Genomic DNA, 24,253 nt, shown 5'->3' on the forward strand with positions numbered 1-24,253 from the left:
GTGCTCCGTACTCAGGCGGTTGATCAGGCTTCGCTGTCGCCAAGCGCCAGTTCGATGAGGTTTTCGAGGTCCATCTCCGCGATCGCGGAGCCGGCGTCCGGGCCGCTCTCGTGGTCGCCGCCGCCGTCCGGATACGTCCCGCCGTCGGACGGCCGTGCCAGGCCCAGCAGGGCGTCCATGAGCCCGGCTTCCCGCAGGCGCGCCAGCGGGATCGAGGCGAGGGCTTGCCGTACGTGGGCTTCGTCCGGCTGCCCGTCCGGCTGCCCGTACGGGTGGCCGTCCGGGTGGCCGTCGGCACCGGCTGCCGGGAGCAGTTCGCTCAGCAGCTGGTCGGTGAGCGCGCTCGGGGTGGGATGGTCGAAGACCATCGTCATCGGGAGCCTCAGCCCGGTCGCGGTGCCGATCCGGTTGCGGAGTTCGACGGCCGTGAGCGAGTCGAAGCCGAGGTCCCTGAATGCGCGGTCGGGCTCGATCGCATCGGTGCGCGGGTAACCCAGTACAGCCGCGGCCTCTTTCTGCACCAGCTCCAGCAGAAGGTCGTGCCGGTCCTCCCGCGTGCGGCCGGACAGCTGCCGCACGAGGTCCGCCGCCGCGGTGGCGCTGCCGCCCCGGCCGTTGCCGGCGTCACGGCCGTCGGCGTCGCCGCCGCCGTCCAGCGCCGCTTGCGCCTCAGGCAGGCCGGCGAGCAGCGCGCTCGGCCGGCCGATCGTGAAGGACGGTGCGAACCTCGGCCAGTCGATGTCCGCGACCACCACGGCGGTCTCGTCGCGGTCCATGGCGAGTTGAAGAGCCGAGACCGCCAGGGCCGGGGAGAGCGAAGGCAGTCCGCTGCGCCGGAGGTACTCCTCCGCTCCGCCGTCGGCGGCCATTCCGCCCTCGGCCCAGGGGCCCCAGGCCACGGCGGTCGCGGCGAGTCCCCTGGCCCGGCGATGCTGGGCAAGCACGTCGAGGAAGGCGTTGCCCGCGGAGTAGGCGGCCTGGCTGCCGCTGCCCCACACGCCGGAGACGGACGAGAAGAGGATGAACGCGTCCAGCTCACGGTCGGCGAGCAGCTCGTCCAGGTGAACCGCACCGGCCACCTTGGCCGATACGACGGCGGCGAGTTCCTCCAGGCTCGTGTCCGCTACGGCGGCGAACTGCGGAAGCCCTGCGGCGTGCACGACGGCGGTGAGCGGCGAGCGGTCGTCGGCGAGTGCATCCAGCAGGCCCGCGAGGGCCGCACGGTCGGCGACATCGCATGCAGCGACCGTCACCCTCGCACCCAACGCCCGGAGTTCAGAGGCGAGTTCGGTCGCGCCTTCGGCTGCCTCGCCCCGCCGGCTGGTGAGGACCAGGTGCTCGGCGCCGCCCCGGGCCAGCCACCGGGCGGCGTGCCCGCCGAGCGAGCCCGTACCGCCGGTGATCAGTACGGTGCCGCGCGGCTTCCACACGCCGTCGGTGAGGCCCGTACCAGGGGACTTCCGTGCCAGCCTGCGTACCATTACCCCGGAGGCGCGCACCGCGAGCTGGTCCTCGCCGTCGGCGCCGCCGAGCACGTCGGCCAGCCGCGCGAGCGCCCGCTCGTCCGGAGTCTCGGGCAGGTCGACCAGACCGCCCCAGCGCTGCGGAGTCTCCAGCGCGACCGCCCGCCCAAGGCCCCAGACGAGGCCCTGAAGTGGCCGCGTGACCGGCTGGGAGCCGCTGACGGACACGGCACCGCGAGTGACGCACCACAGCGGCACGTCCAGCTCCAGCGCACCCAGTGCCTGTACGAGCGCGACGGTGGCCGGCAGGCTGGCCGGCAGGCTGGTGTGGACCGGGTGGGTGCGTTCGTCGAGCGCCAGCAGGGACAGTACGCCGGCTACGGGTACGCCTCCCCCGGCCACCGCGTCCCGCAGCAGCGCGGCGAGCGCCTCACGGTCGGCTCCCGGGTCGGCGACGGTGACGCGCAGCGGTTCGGCGCCCCGGTCGCGCAGCATACGGGCGTACGGCTCGGCGCCCTCGGCGTCCGGCGCCACGACCAGCCAGGTGCCTGACAGCGGGCCGGACGGCGTGTCGGTGATGGGCTGCCACACCGCGTGGTAGCGCCAGCTGTCCAGCGTAGAACGGGTACGGCTCTCCTGGCGCCAGGTGGAAAGCGCGCTGAACAGCGAATCCAGCGATGCCCCGGCCTCCACGCCGAGCCGCTCGGCGAACGCCTCGGGCCGACCGCTCTCGACGGTCTCCCAGAACTCCGCTTCCGCCGCGTCGACGGACCCGGTGCTGCCGGCAGCCACGGTGGTGGCCGCTTCGAGCCAGTAGTGCTCGCGCTGGAAGGCGTAGGTGGGCAGATCAACGCGCTGGGCGCCACGTCCGGCGAAGACGGCCGTCCAGTCGAGCGCCGTTCCGTGGACGTGGAGCTGGGCGAGGGCGGTGGTGACGGCCAATTCCTCGGCACGGTCCGCACGCAGGAGAGGAACCGTAACCGCCCGCTCGTCCAGGGACTCCTGCGCCATGGCGGCCAGAACACCGCCCGGACCGATCTCCAGGAAGGTACTCACGCCTTCGCCGGTAAGGGAGTTGATGGCGTCGGCGAACCGGACTGCCTCGCGGACATGACGCACCCAGTACTCGGCGGAGCAGAACTCCTCCGCCGACACCGGACGCCCGGTGAGGGTGGAGACGATCGACATCGCCGGTGTTCCAAAGGAAACGCTCTCGACGACCTTCCGGAAGTCGGCCAGCATCGGGTCCATCAGCGGCGAGTGGAAAGCGTGCGAGACGGACAGTGCCTTCGTCTTACGGCCGTCAGCCGACAACCGCTCGACAACCACGGCTACAGCGTCCTCGGAACCCGAAACCACCACGGAGGAGGGGCCGTTGATCGCGGCAATACCGGCTCGGTCCTCAAGTCCGGCCAGCAGCACACGTACCTCGTCCTCCGAGGCCTGCACCGCGACCATGACACCCCCATCCGGGAGCGCCTGCATCAGCCGGCCACGAGCAGCCACCAACCGTGCAGCGTCTTCCAGCGAGAGCACACCCGCCACATGAGCCGCCGCGAACTCACCCACCGAATGACCCGCCAGGAAGTCCGGCCGGACCCCCCAGGACTCCACCAGCCGGAACAACGCCACCTCAACGGCGAACAACGCCGGCTGCGCGTACCCGGTCCGGTTCAACAACTCCGCGTCATCACCGAACACCACATCCCGCAACGGACGCTCCAGATGCCCGTCCACATGAGCACACACCGCATCAAACGCATCCGCGAACACCGGGAACGACGCATACAACTCACGCCCCATCCCCAACCGCTGACTCCCCTGCCCCGAAAACAAGAACCCGGTCCGGTTGCCGTCGTTCCCGCCACCGGAGTCGGTGCCGCCCGTGATCACGTGGGACGCCGCACCCGCGGGATCCTGGTCGGCGAGGGCCGCCAGGCCGCGGAGCAGTTCGTCGCGGTCGGTGCCGACGATGGCGGCGCGTCGCTGGAGGGCGGCCCTGCCGGTGGCGAGGGACAGGCCGATGTCGGCCGGGTCGGCTTCCGCGTGGTCGGCCAGGTACGAGTGCAGCCGGCGGGCCTGTGCGCCCAGTGCGGTGGCGTTCTTCGCGGAAAGCAGCCAGGGGACGGCCGCCATCCGCTCATCCGGGGCGTCGGCATCGGCAGTCGGCGCGTGCTCCGGCTCCGGCTCCGGCTCGGGGGCTTGCTCGACGATGACGTGGGCGTTGGTGCCGCTCACGCCGAATGCCGAGATGCCGCCCCGGCGGGTGTGCTCACGGTCGCCGGGCCACGCCACGGGCTGCGCCAGGAGTTCAACCTGGCCCGTCGTCCAGTCGACGTGCGGGGTCGGCGCGTCCACGTGCAGGGTCTTGGGGAGTTCTCCGTGCTGGAGGGCCAGCACCATCTTCATCACGCCTGCGACACCGGCGGCGGCCTGTGTGTGGCCGATGTTGGACTTCAGCGAGCCGAGCCACAGCGGCTGGTCGGCGGGCCGGTCCTGCCCGTACGTCGCGAGCAGCGCCTGCGCCTCGATCGGGTCACCCAGCTTGGTACCGGTGCCGTGCGCCTCGACCCCGTCGATGTCGGTGGCCGCCAGGCCCGCGTTGGCCAGTGCCTGGCGGATGACCCGCTGCTGCGCCGGACCGTTCGGGGCCGTCAGGCCGTTCGACGCACCGTCCTGGTTGATCGCCGAGCCCCGTACGACCGCCAGCACCTGATGGCCGTTGCGGCGGGCGTCGGAGAGCCGCTCCAGGAGCAGCATTCCAGTGCCTTCGCCCCAGCCCGTACCGTCTGCGGATTCGGCGAACGCCTTGCACCGGCCGTCGGCGGCCAGCCCGCGCTGCCGGCTGAACTCGATGAAGATCCCGGGGGTGGACATGATGGTGACACCGCCCGCGAGCGCCAGTTCGCACTCGCCCTGGCGCAGCGACTGGACGGCCAGATGGAGGGCGACGAGGGACGACGAGCATGCCGTGTCGACCGTCAGCGCCGGACCTTCCAGACCGAAGGTGTAGGCGAGGCGGCCGGATACGACACTGGCGGCCCGGCCGGTGAGCAGGTAGCCCTCGACGCCTTCGGGGGCCTGGCGCAGGCCTGAGGCGTAGTCCTGTCCGTTGGAGCCGATGAAGACTCCGGACTGGGTTCCCTTGAGGGTGGCGGGGTCGATGCCGGCGCGTTCGAAGGCTTCCCAGGTGACTTCGAGCAGCAGGCGCTGCTGCGGGTCCATGGCGAGGGCCTCGCGCGGGGAGATCCCGAAGAATCCGGCGTCGAAGTCTCCGGCGTCGTAGAGGAAGCCGCCTTCGCGCGAGTAGGTGGTGCCGGGGTGTTCCGGGTCGGGGTGGTAGAGGGTGTCGAGTTCCCAGCCTCGGTTCTCGGGGAAGCCGGAGAGTGCGTCCCTGCCCTCCGTGAGGAGCTGCCACAGGTCTTCGGGGGAGGTCACTCCGCCCGGGAAGCGGCAGCTCATCGCGACGATGGCGATGGGCTCGTCGTCGGCGGGCCGGACGATGGGCGCGGCGGGGTGGGCAGCTTGCCGGTGGCCGGAGATCTCGGCGTGGAGGTAGCCGGCGAGTTCCGTCGGGTTGGGGTAGTCGAAGACGACGGTGGTGGGCAGGCGCATCCCGGTGGCGCCGGCCAGGCGGTTGCGCAGCTCGATGGCGGTCAGGGAGTCGAATCCGGTGTCACGGAAGGCTCGTTGGGGCTGGATGGCGTCGGCGCCGGCGTGCCCGAGCACGGTGGCGGCCTGGGTGCGGACGAGCTCGACGACGGCCCGGAGCTGTTCGGTCTCGGACAGTCCGGCCAGCCGCTGGGCGAGCGCGGGGCCGCCGGCGGCGGTCGCGGCGGGTGTGGCGGCGGCGTCGAGGACGCGCTGTGCCTCGGGGAGCCGGCGCAGCAGCGGGTAGTCGCCGCTGATCGCGAACGCGGGGACGAAGCGGTCCCAGTCGATGTCGGCGAGTACGACGGCCGTGTCGTTGTGTTCCATGGCCCGGCGCAGTGCCGCGATGCCGAGGTCGGCGGGCATGGGGAGGATGCCGCGCCGGGTGAGGTGCTGTTCGGCGAGGTCGCCCATCATGCGACCGCTGCCCCAGGAGCCCCAGGCGATGGCGGTGGCGGGGAGTCCCTGGGCTCGGCGCTGGTGGGCGAGGGCGTCCAGGAAGGCGTTGCCCGCGGCGTAGCCGCCCTGGCCGCCGTTGCCGACGACACCGGCGATGGAGGAGAACAGTACGAAGAAGTCCAGGTCGTGCCCGGCGGTGAGGGCGTGCAGATTGAGTGCGGCGTCGACCTTGGGGCGCAGTACGTGTTCGAGGCGCTCGGTGGTCATGCCGTCGAGGACGCCGTCGTCAAGGACGCCCGCGGCGTGGATGACGCCGGTGAGGGGGTGCTCGGCGGGCAGCGAGGCCAGGAGCCGGCTCAGGTCGTCGCGGTCGGCGACGTCACAGGCGACGATGGTGGCGCGGCTGCCGAGGGCGGTGAGTTCGTCGCGGAGTTCGGCGGCGCCCGGGGCAGCGAGGCCGCTGCGGCTGGTGAGGACGAGGTGTCCTGCCCCGGACCGGGCGAGCCAGCGGGCCACGTGGGCACCGAGGGTGCCGGTGCCGCCGGTGATCAGGACGGTGCCGTGCGGGCGTGCGAGGGCGTACTCGGGGGTGGGAGCGGTCGTGTTCGTGTCCGCCCGTACGAGGCGCCTGGCGAGGGTGCCGGTGGCGCGCACGGCGACCTCGTCCTCGCCGTCGGAGCCGGCGAGGATCGCGGTGAGGAGGTCGAGGGCGCGCTCGTCCAGGGTTTCGGGCAGGTCTACGAGGCCGCCCCAACGGTGCGGGTACTCGGCGCCGACCACCCGGCCGAGGCCCCACAGCTGGGCCTGCTCGGGGTGGCGCGGCGGGTCGGCGGGTCCGGTCGCGACGGCGCCGGAGGTGGCACACCACAGCGGTGCGCCGATGCCGGTGTCGCCGAGGGCCTGTACGAGAGCGAGCGTGGCGGGGAGCGCGGCCAGGACCCGGTGCCCGGGCAGGCTGTCGGCGTTCTCAGTGTGCTCAGTGTGCTCGGAGTGCTCGGTGAGCAGCGAGAGCACGCCGGTGACCGCGTCGGTCTCCAGTTCGGCCTGGCCCAGTCGGTCGGTCAGGAGCCGGGCCACGGTCTGCCGGTCACTGTCGGTGGCCGGGTCGAGGGTGATCCACTCGACCCGGGCGCCGCGCGTGGTGAGCGCGTCGTGGACCGCGACGGCTGCGGCGCTGTCGCGGTGGGCGGCAGCGGTGGCGGTGACCAGCAGCCAGGTACCGGTCAGCGGGGACCGGCTGCCGCGCTGGGCCTGGGTGGCAGTGGGCGTCCAGGTCACTCGGTAGCGCCAGTTGTCGATGAGCGCGGTCTCGGTGGACTGGCGCCGCCAGTGGGCGAGCCTGGTGACCATGCTGTCGAGGGAGGCGTCGGGAGCCAGGTCCAGCGAACTGGTCAGGGCCTGTACGTCGGCGTTCTCGACGGCGGCCCAGAAGCGGGCCTCTTCGCCGCTGTAGGCACCGGTGGTGCCGGTGGCGAGCGCGGCGGGCGCGGCGGCGTCGAGCCAGAACCGGCGGCGCTGGAAGGGGTAGGTGGGCAGGGCGACGGCGCGCGGGCGCAGCCCGGAGAACACGGCCGGCCAGTCGGCGGGGACGCCGCGGACGTACGCGTCGCCGAGCGAGGTGAGGAAGCGGGCGGAGCCGCCGTCGCCGCGGCGCAGTGAGGGCACGACGTCAGCGGTGGCACCGGCCGCCTCGGCGGTCTCCTGGAGGCCGATGGCGAGCACCGGGTGCGGGCTGCACTCGATGAAGACCTGGTGGCCGTCTTCCATCAGCCGACGGGTGGCGGGCTCGAACCGCACGGTGGTGCGCAGGTTGGTGTACCAGTAGGCGGCGTCGAGTTCGGCGGAGTCGGTGATCTCGCCGGTGACGGTGGAATAGAACGGCACCTGCGGGACCTGCGGGGTGATGCCGGCGAGTGCCTCGGCGAGTTCGTTCTCGACGATTTCGACGTGGGCGGAGTGCGAGGCGTAGTCGACGGGGACCCGCTTGGCCCGGACTCCATCGGCGGTGCAGGCGGCGAGGAGTTCGTCCAGGGCGTCCGCGTCGCCGGAGACGACGATGGAGCGGGGTCCGTTGATCGCGGCGATGCCGAGCCGGTCGGCCCACTTCTCAAGGCGCCGGGTGACGTCGGCGAGGGGCTCGGGCACGGACACCATGCCGCCGAGTCCCGCGAGCCTGCCGAGCAGGCGGCTGCGCAGGGCGACGACGCGGGCCGCGTCGTCGAGGCTGAGGGCGCCGGACACGGCCGCGGCGGCGATCTCGCCCTGGGAGTGGCCGATGACGGCCGAGGGCTGGACGCCGAAGGAGCGCCACAGTTCGGCGAGCGAGACCATGACGGCCCACAGTGCGGGCTGGACGACGTCGTCGGCGCTGTCGAGGGCGGGTGCGCCGGGTGCGCCGCGCAGTACGTCTTCCAGGGACCAGTCCACGTACGGGGCGAGGGCCTCGGCGCAGGCGCGCAGCCGCTCGCGGAAGACCGCGGAACTGTCGAGGAGTTCGACGGCCATACCGGTCCACTGGGAGCCCTGGCCGGGGAAGACGAACGCCACGCGGCGGCCGTCGGCGGCGGCGCCCTGGGCGGTGCGGGGCGTCGAGCCGCCGTTCGCCAGGGCGCGCAGGCCTTCGGTCAGTTCCGCTTCGGTGGTGCCGACGACGACGGCGCGGTGCTCGAAGGCCGCACGGGTGGTGGCGAGGGAGTGACCGATGTCGGCGGGGCGGGTGCCGGGGTGGGTCTCGGTGTGCGCGAGGAGGGCGCGGGCCTGGGCGGTGAGCGCCTCGGGGGTGTGGGCCGACAGCAGCCATGGCACGGCCGGTGCGTCAGCGGGGGCCTCAGCCCCGGCGGGGGCCTCAGCCCCGGCGGGGGCCTGTTCGATGATGGCGTGCGCGTTGGTGCCGCTGATCCCGAACGAGGAGACACCGGAGCGGCGGGGGCGGTCGGCCGTGGGCCAGTCGGCGGCGTCGCTGAGCAGCCGTACCCGCCCGCCGGCCCAGTCGATGTGCGGGGACGGCGTATCGGCGTGCAGGGTCTTGGGGAGCACGCCGTGCTGGAGGGCCAGCACCATCTTCAGTACTCCCGCGATGCCCGCGGCGGCCTGCGTGTGGCCGATGTTCGACTTCAGCGAGCCCAGCCACAGCGGGCGGTCGGCGGGCCGGTCCTGGCCGTACGTCGCGAGCAGCGCCTGCGCCTCGATCGGGTCACCCAGCTTCGTGCCCGTACCGTGCGCCTCCACCACGTCCACATCAGCGGGAGACAGGCCGGCACTGGCCAGCGCCTGGCGGATCACCCGCTGCTGGGCGGGGCCACTGGGTGCGGTGAGCCCGTTGCTCGCACCGTCCTGGTTGATGGCGGAGCCGCGTACGACGGCCAGCACCTGGTGGCCGTTGCGGCGGGCGTCGGAGAGCCGCTCCAGCAGGACCATGCCGGTGCCTTCGGCGAGGCCGAATCCGTCGGCGTCGGCGGAGAACGCCTTGGAGCGCCCGTCCGGGGCCAGCGCGCGCTGCTTGCTGAACTCGATGAACGAGCCGGCCGACGGCAGGACGGTGACGCCGCCCGCCAGGGCCAGCGAGCACTCGCCGGTGCGCAGCGATTGGGCGGCCAGGTGCAGGGCGACCAGCGAGGACGAGCAGGCGGTGTCGACGGTGACGGCGGGGCCCTCGAACCCGAAGGTGTAGGCGAGGCGGCCGGAGGCGACGCTGGCGGTGTTGCCGGTCAGCAGGTAGCCGCTGACGTCCTCGGGGGCCTCGTACAGCCGGGGGCCGTAGTCCTGTGTCATGGCGCCGATGAAGGTGCCGGTACGGGTGCCGCGCAGCGTGCCGGGGTCGATGCCGGCCCGCTCCAGCACCTCCCAGCCGGTCTCCAGGAGCAGCCGCTGCTGCGGATCCATGGCGAGGGCCTCGCGCGGGGAGATCCCGAAGAACTCCGGGTCGAAGTCGGCGGCATCGCGCAGCAGTCCGGCTTCGCGCTGGTAGTACCGGCCGGGGCGGCCGGGTTCCGGGTCGTAGAGGCCCTCGACGTCCCAGCCCCGGTCGCCGGGCAGGGCGGCTACGGCGTCCCCGCCTTCGGTGAGCAGCTGCCACAGGGCCTCGGGGCTGTCGATCCCGCCGGGCAGGCGGCAGCTCATGGCCACGATGGCGACGGGTTCGTCCCAGGCGGCCGTGGTGGTGTCGTCGGCGGCCTCGTCGTGGGTGCCGAGGGCTTCGGCGAGAATCCGGCCGGTCAGCGAGTGCGGGGTGGGGTGGTCGAAGACGACGGTGTGCGGCAGGGTGAGGCCGGTGGCCTCGTTCAGGCGGTTGCGCAGTTCGATGGCGGTGACGGAGTCCAGGCCCAGGTCCCGGAAGGCCTGGCCGGCGGCGACGGCCGCCGGGTCGGGCAGGCTGAGCAGGGCGGCGGTGATGGAGCGGACGAGTGCGGCGACGGTGCGGACGCGTTCGGCCTCGGGCAGGGCCGACAGCCGGCGGCGCAGGGCCGGTTCGTCCGTGGCCGCCCCGGCCCCGGCGGCGGGCCGCTGGAACGGGTAGGCCGGCAGCGGCAGCCGGCCGGCGGGGGTGCCGGGGAAGGCCGCGGCCCAGTCGATGTCCACGCCCTGTACGTAGGCCTCGGCGAGTGAGGTACGCAGGCGGCGCGGGCCGCCCTGGTCGCGGCGGAGGGTGCTGACGGTGACGGCGTGGCGTCCGGCGGCGGAGGCGGTCTCCTGCATCGCGGCGGTGAGCGACGGGTGGGGATTGACCTCGACGAGGGCCTCGTAGCCGTCGGCGAGCAGCGCGTGCGTGGTCTGCTCGAACCGTACGGGGCGGCGCAGGGCCTCGAACCAGAAGCCGGCGTCCAGGGTGCGGCCGTCGACGATGCCACCGGTGGCCGAGGAGTAGAGGGGGGTGTGGGTGGCGCGCGGGGCGACGGCGGCGAGTTCGGACAGCATCCGGTCGCGGATGTCGTCGATGTGCGCCGAGTGGGCGGCGGCGCCGACGGCCACACCGCGGCAGCGGATTCCCTCCGCCTCCAGCTCGGCGCGCAGCTCGTGTACGGCGTCGGTGTCGCCGGAGACGACGACGGACTCGGGGCCGTTGTACGCGGCGAGGCCGAGCCTGCCCTCCCTGGGCAGCAGCCGGTCGGCCATCCGGTGGCCGGGCAGGGTCACCGCGAGCATGTCGCCCCCGCGGGCCCCGAGTTCGGCCAGGCCATCACCCCAGGAGGTGATGACCCGGCCGGCGTCCTCCAGGGTCAGCGCCCCGGACAGGTGGGCGGCGGCCAGCTCGCCGATGCTGTGGCCCGCGAACGCGCCGGGCCTGGCCCCGTAGGCCAGCCAGGTCTCGGCGAGCGCGACCTGGACGCCGAAGGTGGCGGGGATGCTGACGTCGGGGGTGTCTAGGCCCGGGGCGCCGGGGGCGCCACGCAGCACATCGGTGAGCAGCCAGCCGGTGAGCGGCGCGAGGGCGTCCTGGCATGCCAGCGCGGCGGCCTGGAACTGCGCTGAGGAATCGAGGAGTTCGGCGGCCATACCGGGCCACTGCGCGCCGATGCCGGGGAAGACGAAGGCGGCCGGGCGGGCGGCGGCGGTGCCGCGGACGACATCGGCGGCGAAGCCGCCGTGCGCCACGGTGACGAGTGCGTCGAGGAGCTGTGCGCCGCTGTCGCCGAGGAGGACGGCGCGGTGCGAGAAGCGGTGCCGGGTGGTGGCGAGGGCCCGTCCCACGGCGGCGGGGTCGAGGCCGGGGTGTGCGGTGAGGTGGTCGTGCAGCCGCTGGGCCTGGGCCCGCAGGGCCTCGGGTCCGGCTGCGGAGAGGATCCAGGGCAGCGGGTGCTCGATGCCGTTGTCGTCCTCACCGGTCCGGCCGGTGCCGGTGCCGGTGCCCGTGCCCGTGGCGACGGACCCGGGGGCGGTGAGCCGTCCGTCGGCGGTGAGTACGGCGTGTACGCGGTCGCCGTCGGCCAGGGCCCGCGCGAGGGGCTTGAGCAGGACGGCTCCGTAGCCACCGGGCGCGGTGTCCTCCGGCGTGGTGTCCTCAGCGCCTGGCAGTCGTACGTCCGGGCCGGCGGCCAGGGCCAGGGTGCTCTCGCCCCGGTGGAGGCTGTCGTGCGCCGCCCGCAGCGCGTGTACGCCGGACGGGACGCGGTGGACGGCCGGGACGGAGCCGGGGGCCGGCCGCAGGACGGCACTCACGGCGGCGGTCGCCGCGCCGTCCTGCGGGAGTTCCGCGCCCTCGAGTACGGCGAGGAAGGCGCCGGTCCGCAGGCCCGGCATCGCCGCCAGGACGACGCCGGCGTCCTCCAGCGCCTGCCACCACACTTCCGCCGCGGCGGGCCCGTACGGCAGAGCGTCGGTCCAGCCGTGGTCCAACGGGGTTCCGGGGGAATCCGCGAGGAATTCCGCGTCGAACGCCTGGGACGCATCGGTGGCGCCCGGCGGGCGGTGCGCCGACCCGATCGCCACGATCACGTCGTGTGTGCTGATCCCGGATTCGTCCGGCATCGAAACAGACTCGCGCATAGTGTGCTCCATCGACCCGTTGAACTACTGCCAATTTGCTGGTTCCGCAGCGCATTTCGGCGTGCGGGCATGCCGGGGAAAACCCCGTACTGATTCCCGATGTGCTGGCCCGGACGGCCCAGACGGCCCGGCGGACCCGCCGGACCGGTTCCGCCGGCCGTTCTACGAAGCGGCGACGTCCTGCTGGATGATGCGCTCGATATTGCGCTCGGCCAGTGCGGTGATGGTGACGAGCGGGTTCACGCCAATGGAGCCGGGAATGAGGGAACCGTCGGTCACATAAAGGTTCTTGTAGCCGGACACCCGGCCGTAGTCGTCCGTCGCCTTGCCCAGTACGCAGCCGCCGAGCGGGTGGTAGCAGAAGTCGTCGGAGAAGACCTTCAACTGCTTGCCGAAGAGGTCGTACCGGTACATCGTGAAGTTCGCCTTGTTGATGCGGTCGAACAGCGACTTCGCGGCATTGACCGCGGGGGTGTTCTGGTCGCGGGTCCAGCGCAGGTTCGCCCGGTCGTTGGCCGCGTCGTACACGAACGTGCCGCGCTCGGGGTTCTTGGTGATCGCCAGGTAGAGGCTGACCCAGGTCTCCAGACCGGCCGGCATGGGGGCGATCTCGGCGAAGACGGGGGCCTGGGGGTTGTCCCAGTCGTCGATGCCCAGCGCGGGTATGGACGACTGCTTGGAGCCGGTGGGGTTCCACACGTGGTTGGCGCGGGCGGTCATGATGTTGCCGTTCGGGCCCCAGCCGGCACCGACCTCGGCGTTGAGGTTCGGCAGCGTGCCGGTCTCCCGGGCGCGCAGCAGCAGTTCGGTGGAGCCGAGGCTGCCGGCGCCGAGGAACAGGTGGCGGCAGGAGATCTCCTTGGTGGCGAGCAGCTTGCCGTCGGCGTCCTTCTGCTCGACGGTCAGCAGGTAGGTTCCGTCGTTCTGCTGCCGGATGGTCCTGGCCTGGTGGAGGGTCTCGATGGTGACCTTGCCGGTGCCGAGGGCGGCGGCCAGGTAGGTCTTGTCCAGGCTCTGCTTGCCGTGGTTGTTGCCGTAGATGACCTCGGCGGCCAGCGCGGACTTGGGAACCGCCCCGTCGGCCTCGCGCCGCATGTAGTCGAAGTCGTAGACGTTGGGGACGTGCACGGTGCCCAGTCCGGCCTTCTGGGCCTGGTCCCGCGAGACCCGGGCGAACTTGTACCAGTCGGTGTTCTCGAACCAGCCGTTGTCTATGTTGTTGACCCGGAGCATGGAGTTGGCGCGCGGGAAGTAGCGGTCGTACATCTCGGCGGAGTCGACGCGCGGGAGTACCTCCTCGAAGTACGAGCGCTTCGGGGCCACCGCCATGCCGCCGTTGACGAGGGAGCCGCCGCCGACGCCGCGGCCCACGTACACGGACATCTGGTCGAAGTTGACCCGGTCCAGGACACCGGCGTACGGGTCGATGTTCCGGTTGGCCAGGTCGAGCCAGAGGAAGCTGCCCAGCGGGGCCTCGGTGCGGGTCTTGAACCAGCTGGAGCGCTTGTCGGGGCTGAGCATCCCGGAGAAGATGTTGCCGTCGGGGCCGGGCTGGTTCCACAGCTGGCCCATTTCGAGCATGACCGTGGGGACGCCGGCCTCGGCGAGTCGCAGGGCGGTGACGGCGGCTCCGTAGCCCGTCCCGATGACCACGGCGGGGACGAACGCCGGGCTGCCGGAGCGGTCGGCGGCGAGCGCCCGGGTGGCGCCGATGGTGGTGCTGCCCGCGAGGGCGGCGGCGCCGAGGGCCGTGAGTCCGAGCATGCGGCGACGTGACAGGTGCTTCTCCACTGTGTGTACCTGGCTTTCCGGAGGTGGTGCGAGCGGTGGTGCGGGGGGACGCGTCGCGCGGCGGAGCGCGGGAGCTCTCAGGGGGACTCGTGAAGGGTGATCGCCGAGCAGGGGCACTGGTCGGCGGCCTCACGCACGGCGTCGTGCGCGGCGGCGGGCGGGTGGGCGGCGAGCAGCACCACGAGCCCTTCGTCGCTCTGGTCGAAGACCTCGGGGGCGAGCAGGGCGCACATGCCGGCGCCGCAGCACAGTTGCCGGCTGACGCGGACCGTGAGGGGGCCGCGCGTCACCAGGCGACGGGCAGCGCGTACACGCCGTAGACCTGCATGTCGTGACGGAGTCTGATCTCCTCGGGCGGGCAGGCCAGGCGGAGTCCGGGGAAGCGCTCCAGCAGTGCGGTGAAGCCGACGCGCAGTTCGATGCGGGCCAGCTGCTGGCCGAGGCACTGGTGGATGCCGTGGCCGAAGCCGAGGTGGCCGGCGGCGCGCCGGGTCACGTCGAAGGACTCCGGGTCGGCGAACCGGTCGGGGTCGCGGTTGGCCGCGGCGAGGGAGACCATCACGACCTCGCCCTCCTTGATGAGGGTGCCGTCGATTTCGACATCCTCCAGGGCGGCCCGGGTGGGGCCGTGGTGGACGATGCTGAGGTAGCGCAGCGTCTCCTCGACGGCGCCCTCGATCAGGGACGGGTCGGCGCGCAGTGCGGCGAGCTGTTCGGGGTGTTCCAGCAGCGCGAAGGTGCCGAGGGCGAGCTGGTTGGCGGTGGTCTCGTGGCCGGCGACCAGCAGCAGGAAGGCGATCGAGGTGAGTTCCTCGTCGGTGAGGCCCGGGTCGGCGGCGATCATGCCGCTGAGGATGTCGTCGGCGGGCTCGGTGCGCTTGAGCCGTACCAGGCCGTTCAGGTACGCCCCCAGTGACAGGAAGGCCGCGGTGACGTCCTCGGTGGACTCGCCGAAGCTGCTCCAGACGTGGGTGTCGTGCTGGAATCCGGCGCGGTCGGCGTAGGGCACGCCGAGCAGTTCGCAGATGACGAGGGACGGGATGGGCAGCGCGAAGTGCTCGAAGAGGTCGGCCGGGGAACCGAGGCGCTCCATGGCGTCGAGGCGCTCCGCGGTGACCCCCTCGATCCACTCGGTGAGCAGCCGCATCCGGCGGACGGTGAACTGCCCGACGAGAAGCCTCCGGTACCGCTGGTGCTCGGGGTCGTCGTGCTGGATGAACATCCCGGGCGGCGCGGCCGGGGCCTCGTCCAGAGTCGCGGCGCGCGGTACGGGCGGGTGCTTGAGTTCGCCGCGGGCACTGAACCGGGCGTCGGCGAGGACGGCTCGGGCGGCAGTGAATCCGGTGACGATCCAGCCCAGGTGTCCGTCCGCGAATTCCATCCGGGCGATCGGCTCGGTCCGGCGCAGCGACTGAGTCGTCGGCGGCGGATTGAAGTATCCGTCTCGGACAGTGGAAAAAGTCACCGGTGCGCCCTGGCTCATTTCCGCCCTTTCCATGGCTGGCACTCTTTTTGGCTGGCTCTCTCTTTGGCTGGCTCTCTCTTTGAACGGGGCCTCAACACGGCCTCAACCCGTTCTGAACACGACGTTCTTCGGATCGAACGCCGCCTTTCGCGCAGTTCGATCACCGCCGAAATGAAGGTATGAAGGCGCGGTGAAGAGTGTCAACGAAATCAATCCCCGGTGCACTAACCCTGTGGACACCGGACGGGGGGTACGGTTACCGGCGGTACCGTAGGAGCTTCGGTTCGGTTCGGTTGTCCCCCGCCGCCCGGGGCGCTACGGCCGCCGCGCGTGGCCGTCCCCGTCGGACAGCAGCTGTGCCATCGGGGCGAGTTCGGCGCGCCCGCCGATGCGCAGCTTGCGATAGGTGTGGGTGAGGTGTTTCTCGATCGCGCGCGAACTCACTTCGAGTCGCTCGGCGATGGCCTTGTTGGAGGCTCCTTGGGCGGCGAGCCCGGCGACCCGGCGTTCGGTGCCGGTCAGTGCGGCGACCGCGGCGGCCCCCTGGGAGCCGGCGATGGTGTGCAGCGCCCGGCCGGCCCGTTCGGCGATCCAGGGCGCGCCGCAGGCCAGGCTTTCATCGCGGGCTCGGGTCAGCCGGTGCTCGGCCTCGGTCTCCCGTCCGGCGGCCAGCAGACGCCGCCCGAGGAGCAGAGAGGTACGGGCCCGCTCCAGGGCGTTGACCGTCGGCTCCAGTGTGGCCGCGGACTCGCGCAGCAGCCAGATGCCCCGCTCCCCCTCGGTGATGGCGCCCTTGCCCCGCAGAGCGCGGCCGATGGCCACCGGGCTGCCCCAGCTCAGAGCGCGCGCGTACTCCTCGTCCATGAGGCCGCGGGCCTGGTCGGGCCGGCCCATCCGGTAGTGCAGTGCGGATACCCACGAACGCCAGGGCACGATGGCCGGGTTACGCCAGTGCGCGCGCTCGGCCGTACGGCCCCAGTCGAGGACGCACTCCAGGGCGGCCGGCAGGTCGTCGCGCAGCGCGGCGGCCGAGGCGCCGCGGATGAGCCGGCGCAGGGAGGGCCGGTGGCCCTGGACGGCGTCCTCGCGGCAGCCGGACAGTAGCCGTCCGCACAGCCCGGCGTCCCGGGCCTCCAAGGCGGCCAGCGCGACGGCGGCCAGGGTCTGGAGCGTGGCCCACCCGGTGATCCCCAGGCCGAGCGCCTCTTCGGCGTGTGCCCGCGCTTTCGTCAGTTCGCCCCGGGCCAGGGCGAGATGGGTCAGCTCGACGGCGATGATGGCACGCGGGACGTCGGCGTTCTCGCGGCGGGCCCGGTCGTACGCGGTGTGCAGCCAGGGACCGATCCTGCCGAGGGAGCCCGAGGCGGCCAGGACGTCCGTCAGCAGCGGCAGCGCGGTGTGGACGTGGTCCGGGGCTGCGGGCTCGTGCTGGAGCAGGCGCTCGGCGAGCGGTACGGCCTCGGCCGCGGTGATCTGCTGGGCCATGGTGGCGCCGTGCAGCAGTACGGTGACCAGTTCGCGTTCGGCGGCGGTGTCCAGGCAGGGTACGGGGCCCATGGCATGTAGCCGGTCCGCGCACGTGGCCAGCTCTCCGGGGCCGGACACCGCCGTGTGCCGCAGGCGGGCCTCCAGCCGCAGCGCGTGCCCGCGGGCGGTGCCGGTGAGCGTCGCCGCGTCACCCAGTTCCGAGGCCGTCCTGACGATGGTGTCGATGGTGGCGGGCGGGCAGCCGTCGAGCAGGAACGGCGGTATCCGGCCTGCCACCCGGGCGCGCTGGTCCGTGTCCGGGAGCAGGAGGAGCGCCTGGGCGAAGTGCCGTAGCGCGGCTCTTGGTTCGACATCGCGCTCGATGGCGGCGAGTTCGGCCAGCAGTTCGGCGCGGTCCGGCCCCTCGGGCGAACTGCCGAGCAGGGCGCGGCGCAGATAGCGGGCGGCGGCGTCCGGGGCCGTGCGCCGCAGGGCGGCGGTCGCGGCGGCGCGCAGGACGTCGACCGTCCAGCCCTCGTGGCAGGAGGCGGCGGAGAGGAGCTGCGTCGCGGCCCGCTCCGCCGGGTGGCCGCCCTGGTGCAGCAGCAGGGCGGCGTGCACCCGGATGTTCTCGGCTTCGGCGGGGGTCATCGCCTCCTCGACGGCGTCGCCCACCACCTGGTGGACGAACCGGGCCACGGGGCCCTCGGCGAGCAGGCCGAGCCTGCGCAGCACTCTGACCGCTTCGGCCCGGCCGGTATCGTCGAGGCCGGCCAGTTGGCCGGCCAGCTCCTCGCCACCGCCCTCGCCACCGCCCTCGCCGAGGACGGCGAGGGCGGTGGCGAACTCCCAGACCGACGTGGGCTGGTTGCGCAGCAGGACGGCCAGCCGTTCGTGCAGCGTCGTCGGCCGGGTCTCGCGGATGGCCCGGATGGCGTCGGCGGCCGGTTCACCGGGGCCTGTCAGCGCGTCGAGGGTGGCGGTGAGCAGCAGCGGATGCCCGCCGGTCGCCTCGTGGCAGGCTTGTGCGTAGGCCGGGTCGACGGGACACTCGAAGTGGGCGCCGACCAGGGCCGCGGTGCCCTCGGGGGGCAGCGGGCGCAGCCGCAGGACATGCGTGGCACGTTCGGTGAGGTGGTGGAGGTGGGGTTCGTCCTCGCCGGGGTCGCCTTCGCGCAGGGCGACGACCAGGGTGACGGACAGCTCCGCCAGCCGGCCGGCCAGTCGGCCGAGCCAGCGCAGGGAGGAGATGTCGGCCCATTGAAGGTCGTCCACCAGCATGAGCAGCGGTGTGCGGGCACTGTGCTCGGCGACCAGGGCGAGAAGCCAGGCGTCCCGCTCGGATCCCGCCGTGGGGTCGGCGTGGTCGCCGGGCAGTGCGAAGGCGGTTCCGGGCAGCAAGGGGGTCAGCAGCTGGCTGAGCACACCGAAGCCGAAGTCGCGTTCGTGCACGGCTCCGCTGGCGGTGACGACGCGCGTTCCACGGCGTTCGGCGAGCTCCGGCAGGGCCCGCAGCAGGGCGGTCCTGCCCATCCCCATGCCGCCGGTGACGACCACCAGCGCGCCGCCGCCGGCGCCGTGGCGTGCGGCGTCCATCGCGTCGGTGATCAGGCCGAGTTCTGTCTGTCGGTGGAGCAGGGGCTTCATGGTTTCTCCCTCGATGTCCGCCTCAGTGCCGCGGCCAGCTGTGGGCGTCCTTGGATGCCGAGCTTCCGGTACGCCTTGGTCAGGTGCAGTTCCACGGTGCGGGGGGTGACGGCCAGTTCCTCGGCGATGGCCCGGTTGGCCCAGCCGTCGGCGGCGAGTGCCGCTACGCGCAGTTCCGCGCCGGTCAGCGGCCCCGCGCCCGCCGTCGTACGGCGCACGGCGGCCTCGGTCCGCCCCGGGGGCCTGCTGTCGGCGGTCGGGGACGGAGACGGGGGCCCGGCTGCCGGAAGCTCGGCTGCCGGGGGCCGCAGGGCCGCCGCCCGGTCGCTGCCGAGCAGGGAGTCGACGGTGAGGTGGCCCGAGAACGGGGACGTGCCGAGGGCGGTCAGCGCCTGCCGGTACTGCCAGCTGACGGGCCGCCCCGGGGCCGGCGGCAGCCCTCCCCCGGCGTCCCCGGGCCCGGGGACGCCCCGCAGCGCCGCGGCCATGGTGGCGGGCGAGCCCCACAGCAGAGCGCGCCGGCGCTCCTCGGCGAGCAGGCCCACGGCCAGCGGGTCTCCGGGCTCGCGGGTCCGGGCGGCGGCGGAACGCCACGGCAGCAGGGCGGGGTTGGCCGCCTGCCGGGCGAGCAGCTGCCGGCCGCACTCCAGCAGATCGTCGAGGGCCGGCTCGCGCAGCCCGCCCGCGAGCCGGACCCGGCCGCGGGCGTACAGCAGGTACGCCCAGGACAGACCGCCCTCGGCGCCGGGCGGCAGCTCGGCGCGGATGACCCGCTCGGCCGCTTCCAGGTCGCCCCGCCGCAGGTCTACCAGGGCCCGCAGCGCGAGGGGTCCGGGCGCCATGAGCGGGTGCCAGCAGCGGCTGGGCATGATCTCCTCGCACCGGTCCAGGGCCTCGGCCGCGGCGGCGTCGCGGCCGTCCCGCAGTTCGGCGAGACAGGTGACGAGCAGGGCGAGGCCCGCGACGGCGCGGTCATCACGGTGTTCGGCGCACACCACGATGTCGTCGAGCGCGGCGCGCGCCTCCGCAGTGTCCCCGGTGAGGACAAGTGCGTGTGCGGCCGACGCCCGGACGGTGAGCGGGACGTGTTCGCGGGCCTGCGGGGCCAGCGCGGCCCGGGCGAGCCGCCGGGCGCCGGTGATGTCCCGGCCACGCTGTGCCGTACGCCAGGCGGCGACGGCTGCCTCGGCGGCCTGTTCCGGGCGCGGTGGCCAACTGGTGGGCAGGGGCGGCGTGCAGTCGTCCGCCGGGTCGGGCCGGGCGTACTCGGTGATCCAGTACAGGGCGCGCAGCCCGGAGTGCTCGGCGGTGCCCGGGCGTGCGTCGGCGGCGGCCCGGGCGATCCGGGAGCGGGGGGTGACGATGTCGCCGCGAGCCACGAGGAGTTCCGCGGCGCGCAGCCGGGCGCGGTCCGTCCCGGCGTCGGCGGGTGCGGTCCCGGGGCCGTCCGGGCGGGTGTGCAGGGCCCGGTACAGATGGCGGCTCGCGGCCTCGGGCGCGGTGGGCAGTACGGCCGTGCTCAGGTCGGTCAGCAGCCGGACCCGCAGGGCCGGTGGCACCGGCTCGCGCAGGGCCCGCTCCAGCAGTCGGGCGGCCGGGGCCGGCCGGCCGGTGGCACGGCATTCGGCGGCCTCCCGGCGCAGGGCCTCCACGGCCCAGGCGGCGCCGATCCTCCGGGCGCCCAGCAGCATCCGGGCGAGCGCGCGGTCGGCGAGAGCCGCGCGGTGGGCCCACTCAGCCGCCCGGGCGTGCAGTTCCTCGCGTTGTCCGGTGCTGAGATCCGCGAGGACGGCCCGGGCGGCGGCGGTCCGCAGCGCGGGCCGGGGTCCGGGGGCGAGCAGGCCGGTTCCGGACAGCAGGGTCAGGGCCCGGGCGGCGGCGATGGTGCGGGGGCCGGCGAGCGAGTCGATCAGGCCGGGGGTGCAGTCGGGTCCGCTGACGGCGATGGCGCGCAGTACGTCAAGGAGTTCGCCGGGCAGCAGGGCGAGGGTGCGTACGGTGCGCTCCCTGACCGCTTCCGCCGCGCTCTCGGCCAGGTGGCCCAGGTGGTCGGTGACGGGCGTCCAGCCGTGCCGGACGAAGCGTCCGATGACGGAGCGCAGCAGGGCCGGATTGCCTTCGAGGTGCTGGGCGGCGCCGTCGCGGAACTCCTCGTCCACCGGGGTGCGCCAGGTCCCGGCGAGAACTTCGCCGACGGCGGCGGCCGAGAGCGGGGCCAGCGCCAGGGAGTGCCGGGCCACGGAGCGCTCACCGGCCAGCGGGCAGGGCTCGATCCGGTCGTACGCAGTGGTCGGTACGGCGCTGTTGCGGGACGTGAGCAGCATGAGCGGTGCGCCGGCCAGCCGCCGGGCCAGCGCCTGCAGCCAGCGCAGCGACTGCGGGTCGGCCCACTGCGTGTCGTCGACGACGAGCAGCAGGGGCCGGCTCCGGGCGGCGGCAAGGAAGACGGCGCACAGGTCGGCGGGCCGGCAGGTCCACGCCTCACCGGCCCTCGCGTCGCCGGCCCTCACGTCACCGGGGTGTGGCGGTGTCCGCGGCACGGTGTGGTCGGCCGGGGCGATCGCGGGGAGCAGCTGGGCATGGAGCTGGGCGGCGACCCCGTACGGCAGTCCGGCCTCCTCCGGTGACGCCTGGGCGGCGGCGACCGGTATACCCGCCCGTTCGGCGAGGGCCGCCGCGCGGTGCAGCAGCGCGCTGCGCCCGATGCCGGGCGGCCCGTACACCTCGACGAGCGCGGGCCGTCCCGCCCGCAGATCCTCCAGCAGGCCGCGCAGCAGCTTCTCCTCCGCGTCCCGCCCGACCATCGCTGCCGGGTCCCTCGGGCCGCCGGGCCGTGTCCGGCGAACCTGCTGCGCCGCTGTCGTCCGCACCATGGCTGTCCGTCCTCCAGGGGGTGTCTTGTCGATCGGGCCGGGCCCGCGCCGGACGCCGCGGGCTGCTCCACGAAGATCGCCCGGACAGAGCTAGTGGTTCGGGGTGTTCAGGCCGCCGGTCTGCCGGGGACGGCGCGGTGGCCGCGGGCGCCGAGGCCGCGCGGCAGGCCGGCGCGGCCACGGACGTCGAGCTTCCGGTAGACGTTGGTCAGGTGCATCTCCACCGTGCGCGGTGTGATGAACAGCTCTTCCGCGATCTTCTTGTTGCTGTGGCCGTGCCGGGCCAGCGTCGCGACCCGGCGCTCGCTGTGGGTGAGCGAGTCGAGGGGGATGGCGGCGAGCTGCGGCATCCGTCCACCCGCCGTCACCAGCGCTTCGCGCGCGATGGCGCCGAGCACGTGATAGCCGCAGCGGGTGGCGAGTTCGATGGCCTGGCGCAGGTGGCCGCGCGCGCCCCGGGCGTCACCGAGGCCGAGCAGTTCCCGGCCCAGCTGGTACTCGGCCTTGGCGAGTTCCAGGCGGGCCGGGGACTCGGCCAGGACGTCGACGGCCTGCGCGAGCAGAACCGTACGGCCACGGCCTTCGACGACCGAAGCCGCGGCGACCATCCCCAGGCCCAGGGCGCGCGGGGTGCCCCAGCGCCGGGCGCCTTCCTGGGCCGCCTCGACGATGCCCGCAGCCGCGGCGCCCCGGCCCAGGCGGCCGAGCGTGGTGGCGGCGGGCAGCCACCAGGGGACGAGCAGCGGGTTGACGATGCCGGCCTCCTCCAGGCTCCGGCCGCAGCGCTGCCACAGGTCGAGGGCGCCTTCCAGGTCGCCCAGTTCCCGCAGGATCCGGCCCTTGGTGTACAGGTAGTGGTGCCACTCCCAGACGCTCCGGTCCAGGTCCGGCGTCGTGCGCGTGAGCCGGTCGAGCACTGCGTCGGCACGCAGGGTCTCGCCCTGGGAGAGCAGTACGGAGCTCAGCGCGATGTGGGCGAGCGGCGGGGCGCCGGCCGGTCCGACGACCTCGACGGCGGCCCAGGCGTCCCGTGCGGCGGCGGGCACGTCGCCGATGCCGTGCAGGATCAGGGCCCGGCCGGCGAGCGCGGCGCGCCGCGGCCACAGCGGGGGGTGGGCCTCGGCCGGGGACAGCGCCTGGTCCAGTGCGGCCAGCGCTTCGTCGGCGCGGTCAGAGAGCGCGAGGACGGCGGAGGAGCAGAACACCCCCCAGCCCGCGGTGCCCGGCTCGTCGGCCCGCAGGGCCTGCCGGGCGAGCGCGGCGGCCCGGCGGGCGGATCCGCCGTCCAGTGCGGCGAAGGCGCTCAGGGCGGCGAGCAGCCGTCGGTCGGCCGGGCTGTGTCCGCTCGGCACGGCCACGGAGGCCGCCCGGGCGCGGGCGGCGGGCAGCGCGGTCCGGTCGTTGACCGCGCAGGCCAGCAGGGCGGACTCGACGGTGACTTGGACCTCACGGTCCACGGGCTCCGCACTGGCGCCCTCCCCGCCACGCAGGTCGGCCAGCACCCGCTCCAGTAACCGGAGCGATTCGGGGGCCCTGCGGGTGCCGAGCGCCATCATGGCGTACTGCACCGCGACGGGGGCCTGTTCGCCCGGGTCGGGAGTGACGGCGAGGGCCTGGCGCAGGTGCCACAGCGCGTGCGCGGGTGCGACGGCCGTACGGCTGGCCGCGCGGGCCAGCTCGACGTGGAGGTCTTTGCGCTCGGTGGCCGTGAGCCCGCTGCCCGTGTCGCCGCGCAGCCAGCGGCCGGCCGCCGCGACGGTGGCGCGGGCAGGGGCCTCGCAGACCGCGTCGCGCAGCACCGCGAACATCCACGGTTCGTCGATCCGCTCCAGCAGGGCGAGCTGCTCGGCGACTTCGGCCGGGGGCCGCCCGGCATCGCTGAGGACCCGGGCGGCCCGGGCCCGCAGTTCCTGTAGCGCGGGCTCGCGCACGGTGGCGAGGACGGCCGTACGGATCCCCTCGCGCATCTCCGGCGGGGAGCCCGGCAGTACGGCCTCGATGTGGCGCAGGCGGATCAGGGCGGACTCCACGCACCGGCCGCCCAGTCCGCACAGCGCGGCGAGCGGGTCGACGGCGGCGCGGCCGAGCACCGCCAGGGCGATGGCCACCTGCCGCACGGGGCGCGGCCCGACGGCGAGGAGGTCGGGGATCAGCGTGGTCAGCGCCGTCTGGTGAACGGTGCTCAGCTGGTGCAGAGCGTCGGCGCCGGGCGCGATCCCCACGGTGCGCAGCGTGGTCAGCAGCCGGTCGAGCAGCAGAGGGTTGCCGCCGGTGATCTCCACGCAGCGCCGGACGAACTGCTGGTCCGCCGGGCCGCCGAACAGGCGAGTGATCATGCGCTGCGTGCCGGGTTCGCCCAGCGTGCCGGGTTCCAGCAGGGCGCAGCGCCCCTGGGCGAGGATCTCCGCGAGCACCGGGGTCCCGGGGCCCGGGGTGTCGGTGCGCTGGGCGAGGAGGACGAGCAGGGGCTGGGCCGCCGTCCGGCGCAGGATGAAGTCGGCACAGCGCAGGGAGGCTTCGTCGCACCACTGGGCGTCGTCGATCACCAGGGCCACGGGGCTGTCGGCGAGCAGTTCCAGGGTGCGCCGGTGAAGTCGGTGCCAGTCGTGGTGGGTGTCGCACAGCCGGGCGCCGCCGCTGTCCGGCCGCCCGGGTGCCGCCGCGAGCAGCGCATCGACCGCGCGAACGGCGGCGGCGGCGTCGGGAAGGCCGGTGAATTGCCGTACGGTCATTCCCTCGGCCGCCAGGCGCTCGCTCGCGGCGGCCAGCAGGTGGGTCCTGCCGATTCCGGCGGGCCCTCTGACGAGGACGGCCCGCGCGGCACCCGCCCGGGCCTCGGCAGCGTAGCGCAGCAGGGCGTCGAGTTCGGCGGTGTGGCTGTCCGGGCTCCGGGCCGGGCCCTGGGCCCGGGCAGTTCCGCAGGTGACCACCACAATATTTCCCTCTCCTCCGTGAAACCGCTCCTGGCTTCCGATGCCCGAACACCGGACTCCCCCTGCGATTCCAAGATCGTA

Annotated in this window: 7 protein-coding genes; all 7 read right to left on the bottom strand. The window is 73.8% G+C overall.

The genetic code is table 11. The features are described 5' to 3' along the window. Window positions 1-23: 23 nt before the first annotated feature. The 7 genes from OTB19_RS26295 to OTB19_RS26325 all read right to left on the bottom strand — a co-directional run bounded on the left by OTB19_RS26295 (window position 24) and on the right by OTB19_RS26325 (window position 24,169). The gene (locus OTB19_RS26295) at window positions 24-11,996 is read right to left on the bottom strand and encodes a type I polyketide synthase (protein ID WP_267800971.1); all 11,973 of its coding nucleotides are present in this window, start codon (window positions 11,994-11,996) and stop codon (window positions 24-26) included. A 162-nt stretch (window positions 11,997-12,158) separates the two neighbouring features. Continuing rightward, a complete protein-coding gene (locus OTB19_RS26300; protein WP_267800972.1) occupies window positions 12,159-13,760 on the bottom strand; it encodes a GMC oxidoreductase in 1,602 nt (533 codons plus the stop codon). 104 nt (window positions 13,761-13,864) lie between these two features. Further along, window positions 13,865-14,077, bottom strand: coding sequence for a ferredoxin (locus tag OTB19_RS26305; RefSeq protein ID WP_267800973.1), 213 nt, complete (start codon window positions 14,075-14,077; stop codon window positions 13,865-13,867). Next, a complete protein-coding gene (locus OTB19_RS26310; RefSeq protein ID WP_267800974.1) occupies window positions 14,074-15,252 on the bottom strand; it encodes a cytochrome P450 in 1,179 nt (392 codons plus the stop codon). Before OTB19_RS26310 ends, OTB19_RS26305 begins: the two co-directional genes overlap by 4 nt. Window positions 15,253-15,567: 315 nt before the next feature. Continuing rightward, window positions 15,568-18,366 (bottom strand): LuxR family transcriptional regulator, encoded by a 2,799-nt coding sequence (locus OTB19_RS26315; protein ID WP_267800975.1) that lies wholly within the window; start codon window positions 18,364-18,366, stop codon window positions 15,568-15,570. After that, window positions 18,363-21,239: a LuxR family transcriptional regulator gene (locus OTB19_RS26320; protein ID WP_267800976.1), complete on the bottom strand. Its 2,877-nt coding sequence runs from the start codon at window positions 21,237-21,239 to the stop codon at window positions 18,363-18,365. The genes OTB19_RS26315 and OTB19_RS26320 overlap by 4 nt, the downstream gene beginning before the upstream one ends. Before the next feature lie 107 nt (window positions 21,240-21,346). Next, on the bottom strand, window positions 21,347-24,169 hold the full coding sequence (locus OTB19_RS26325; RefSeq protein ID WP_267800977.1) for a LuxR family transcriptional regulator: 2,823 nt from the start codon (window positions 24,167-24,169) through the stop codon (window positions 21,347-21,349). Between the last annotated feature and the right edge of the window lie 84 nt (window positions 24,170-24,253).

It is taken from the genome of Streptomyces sp. H27-H5 (assembly GCF_026627505.1).
GTDB lineage: Bacteria > Actinomycetota > Actinomycetes > Streptomycetales > Streptomycetaceae > Streptomyces.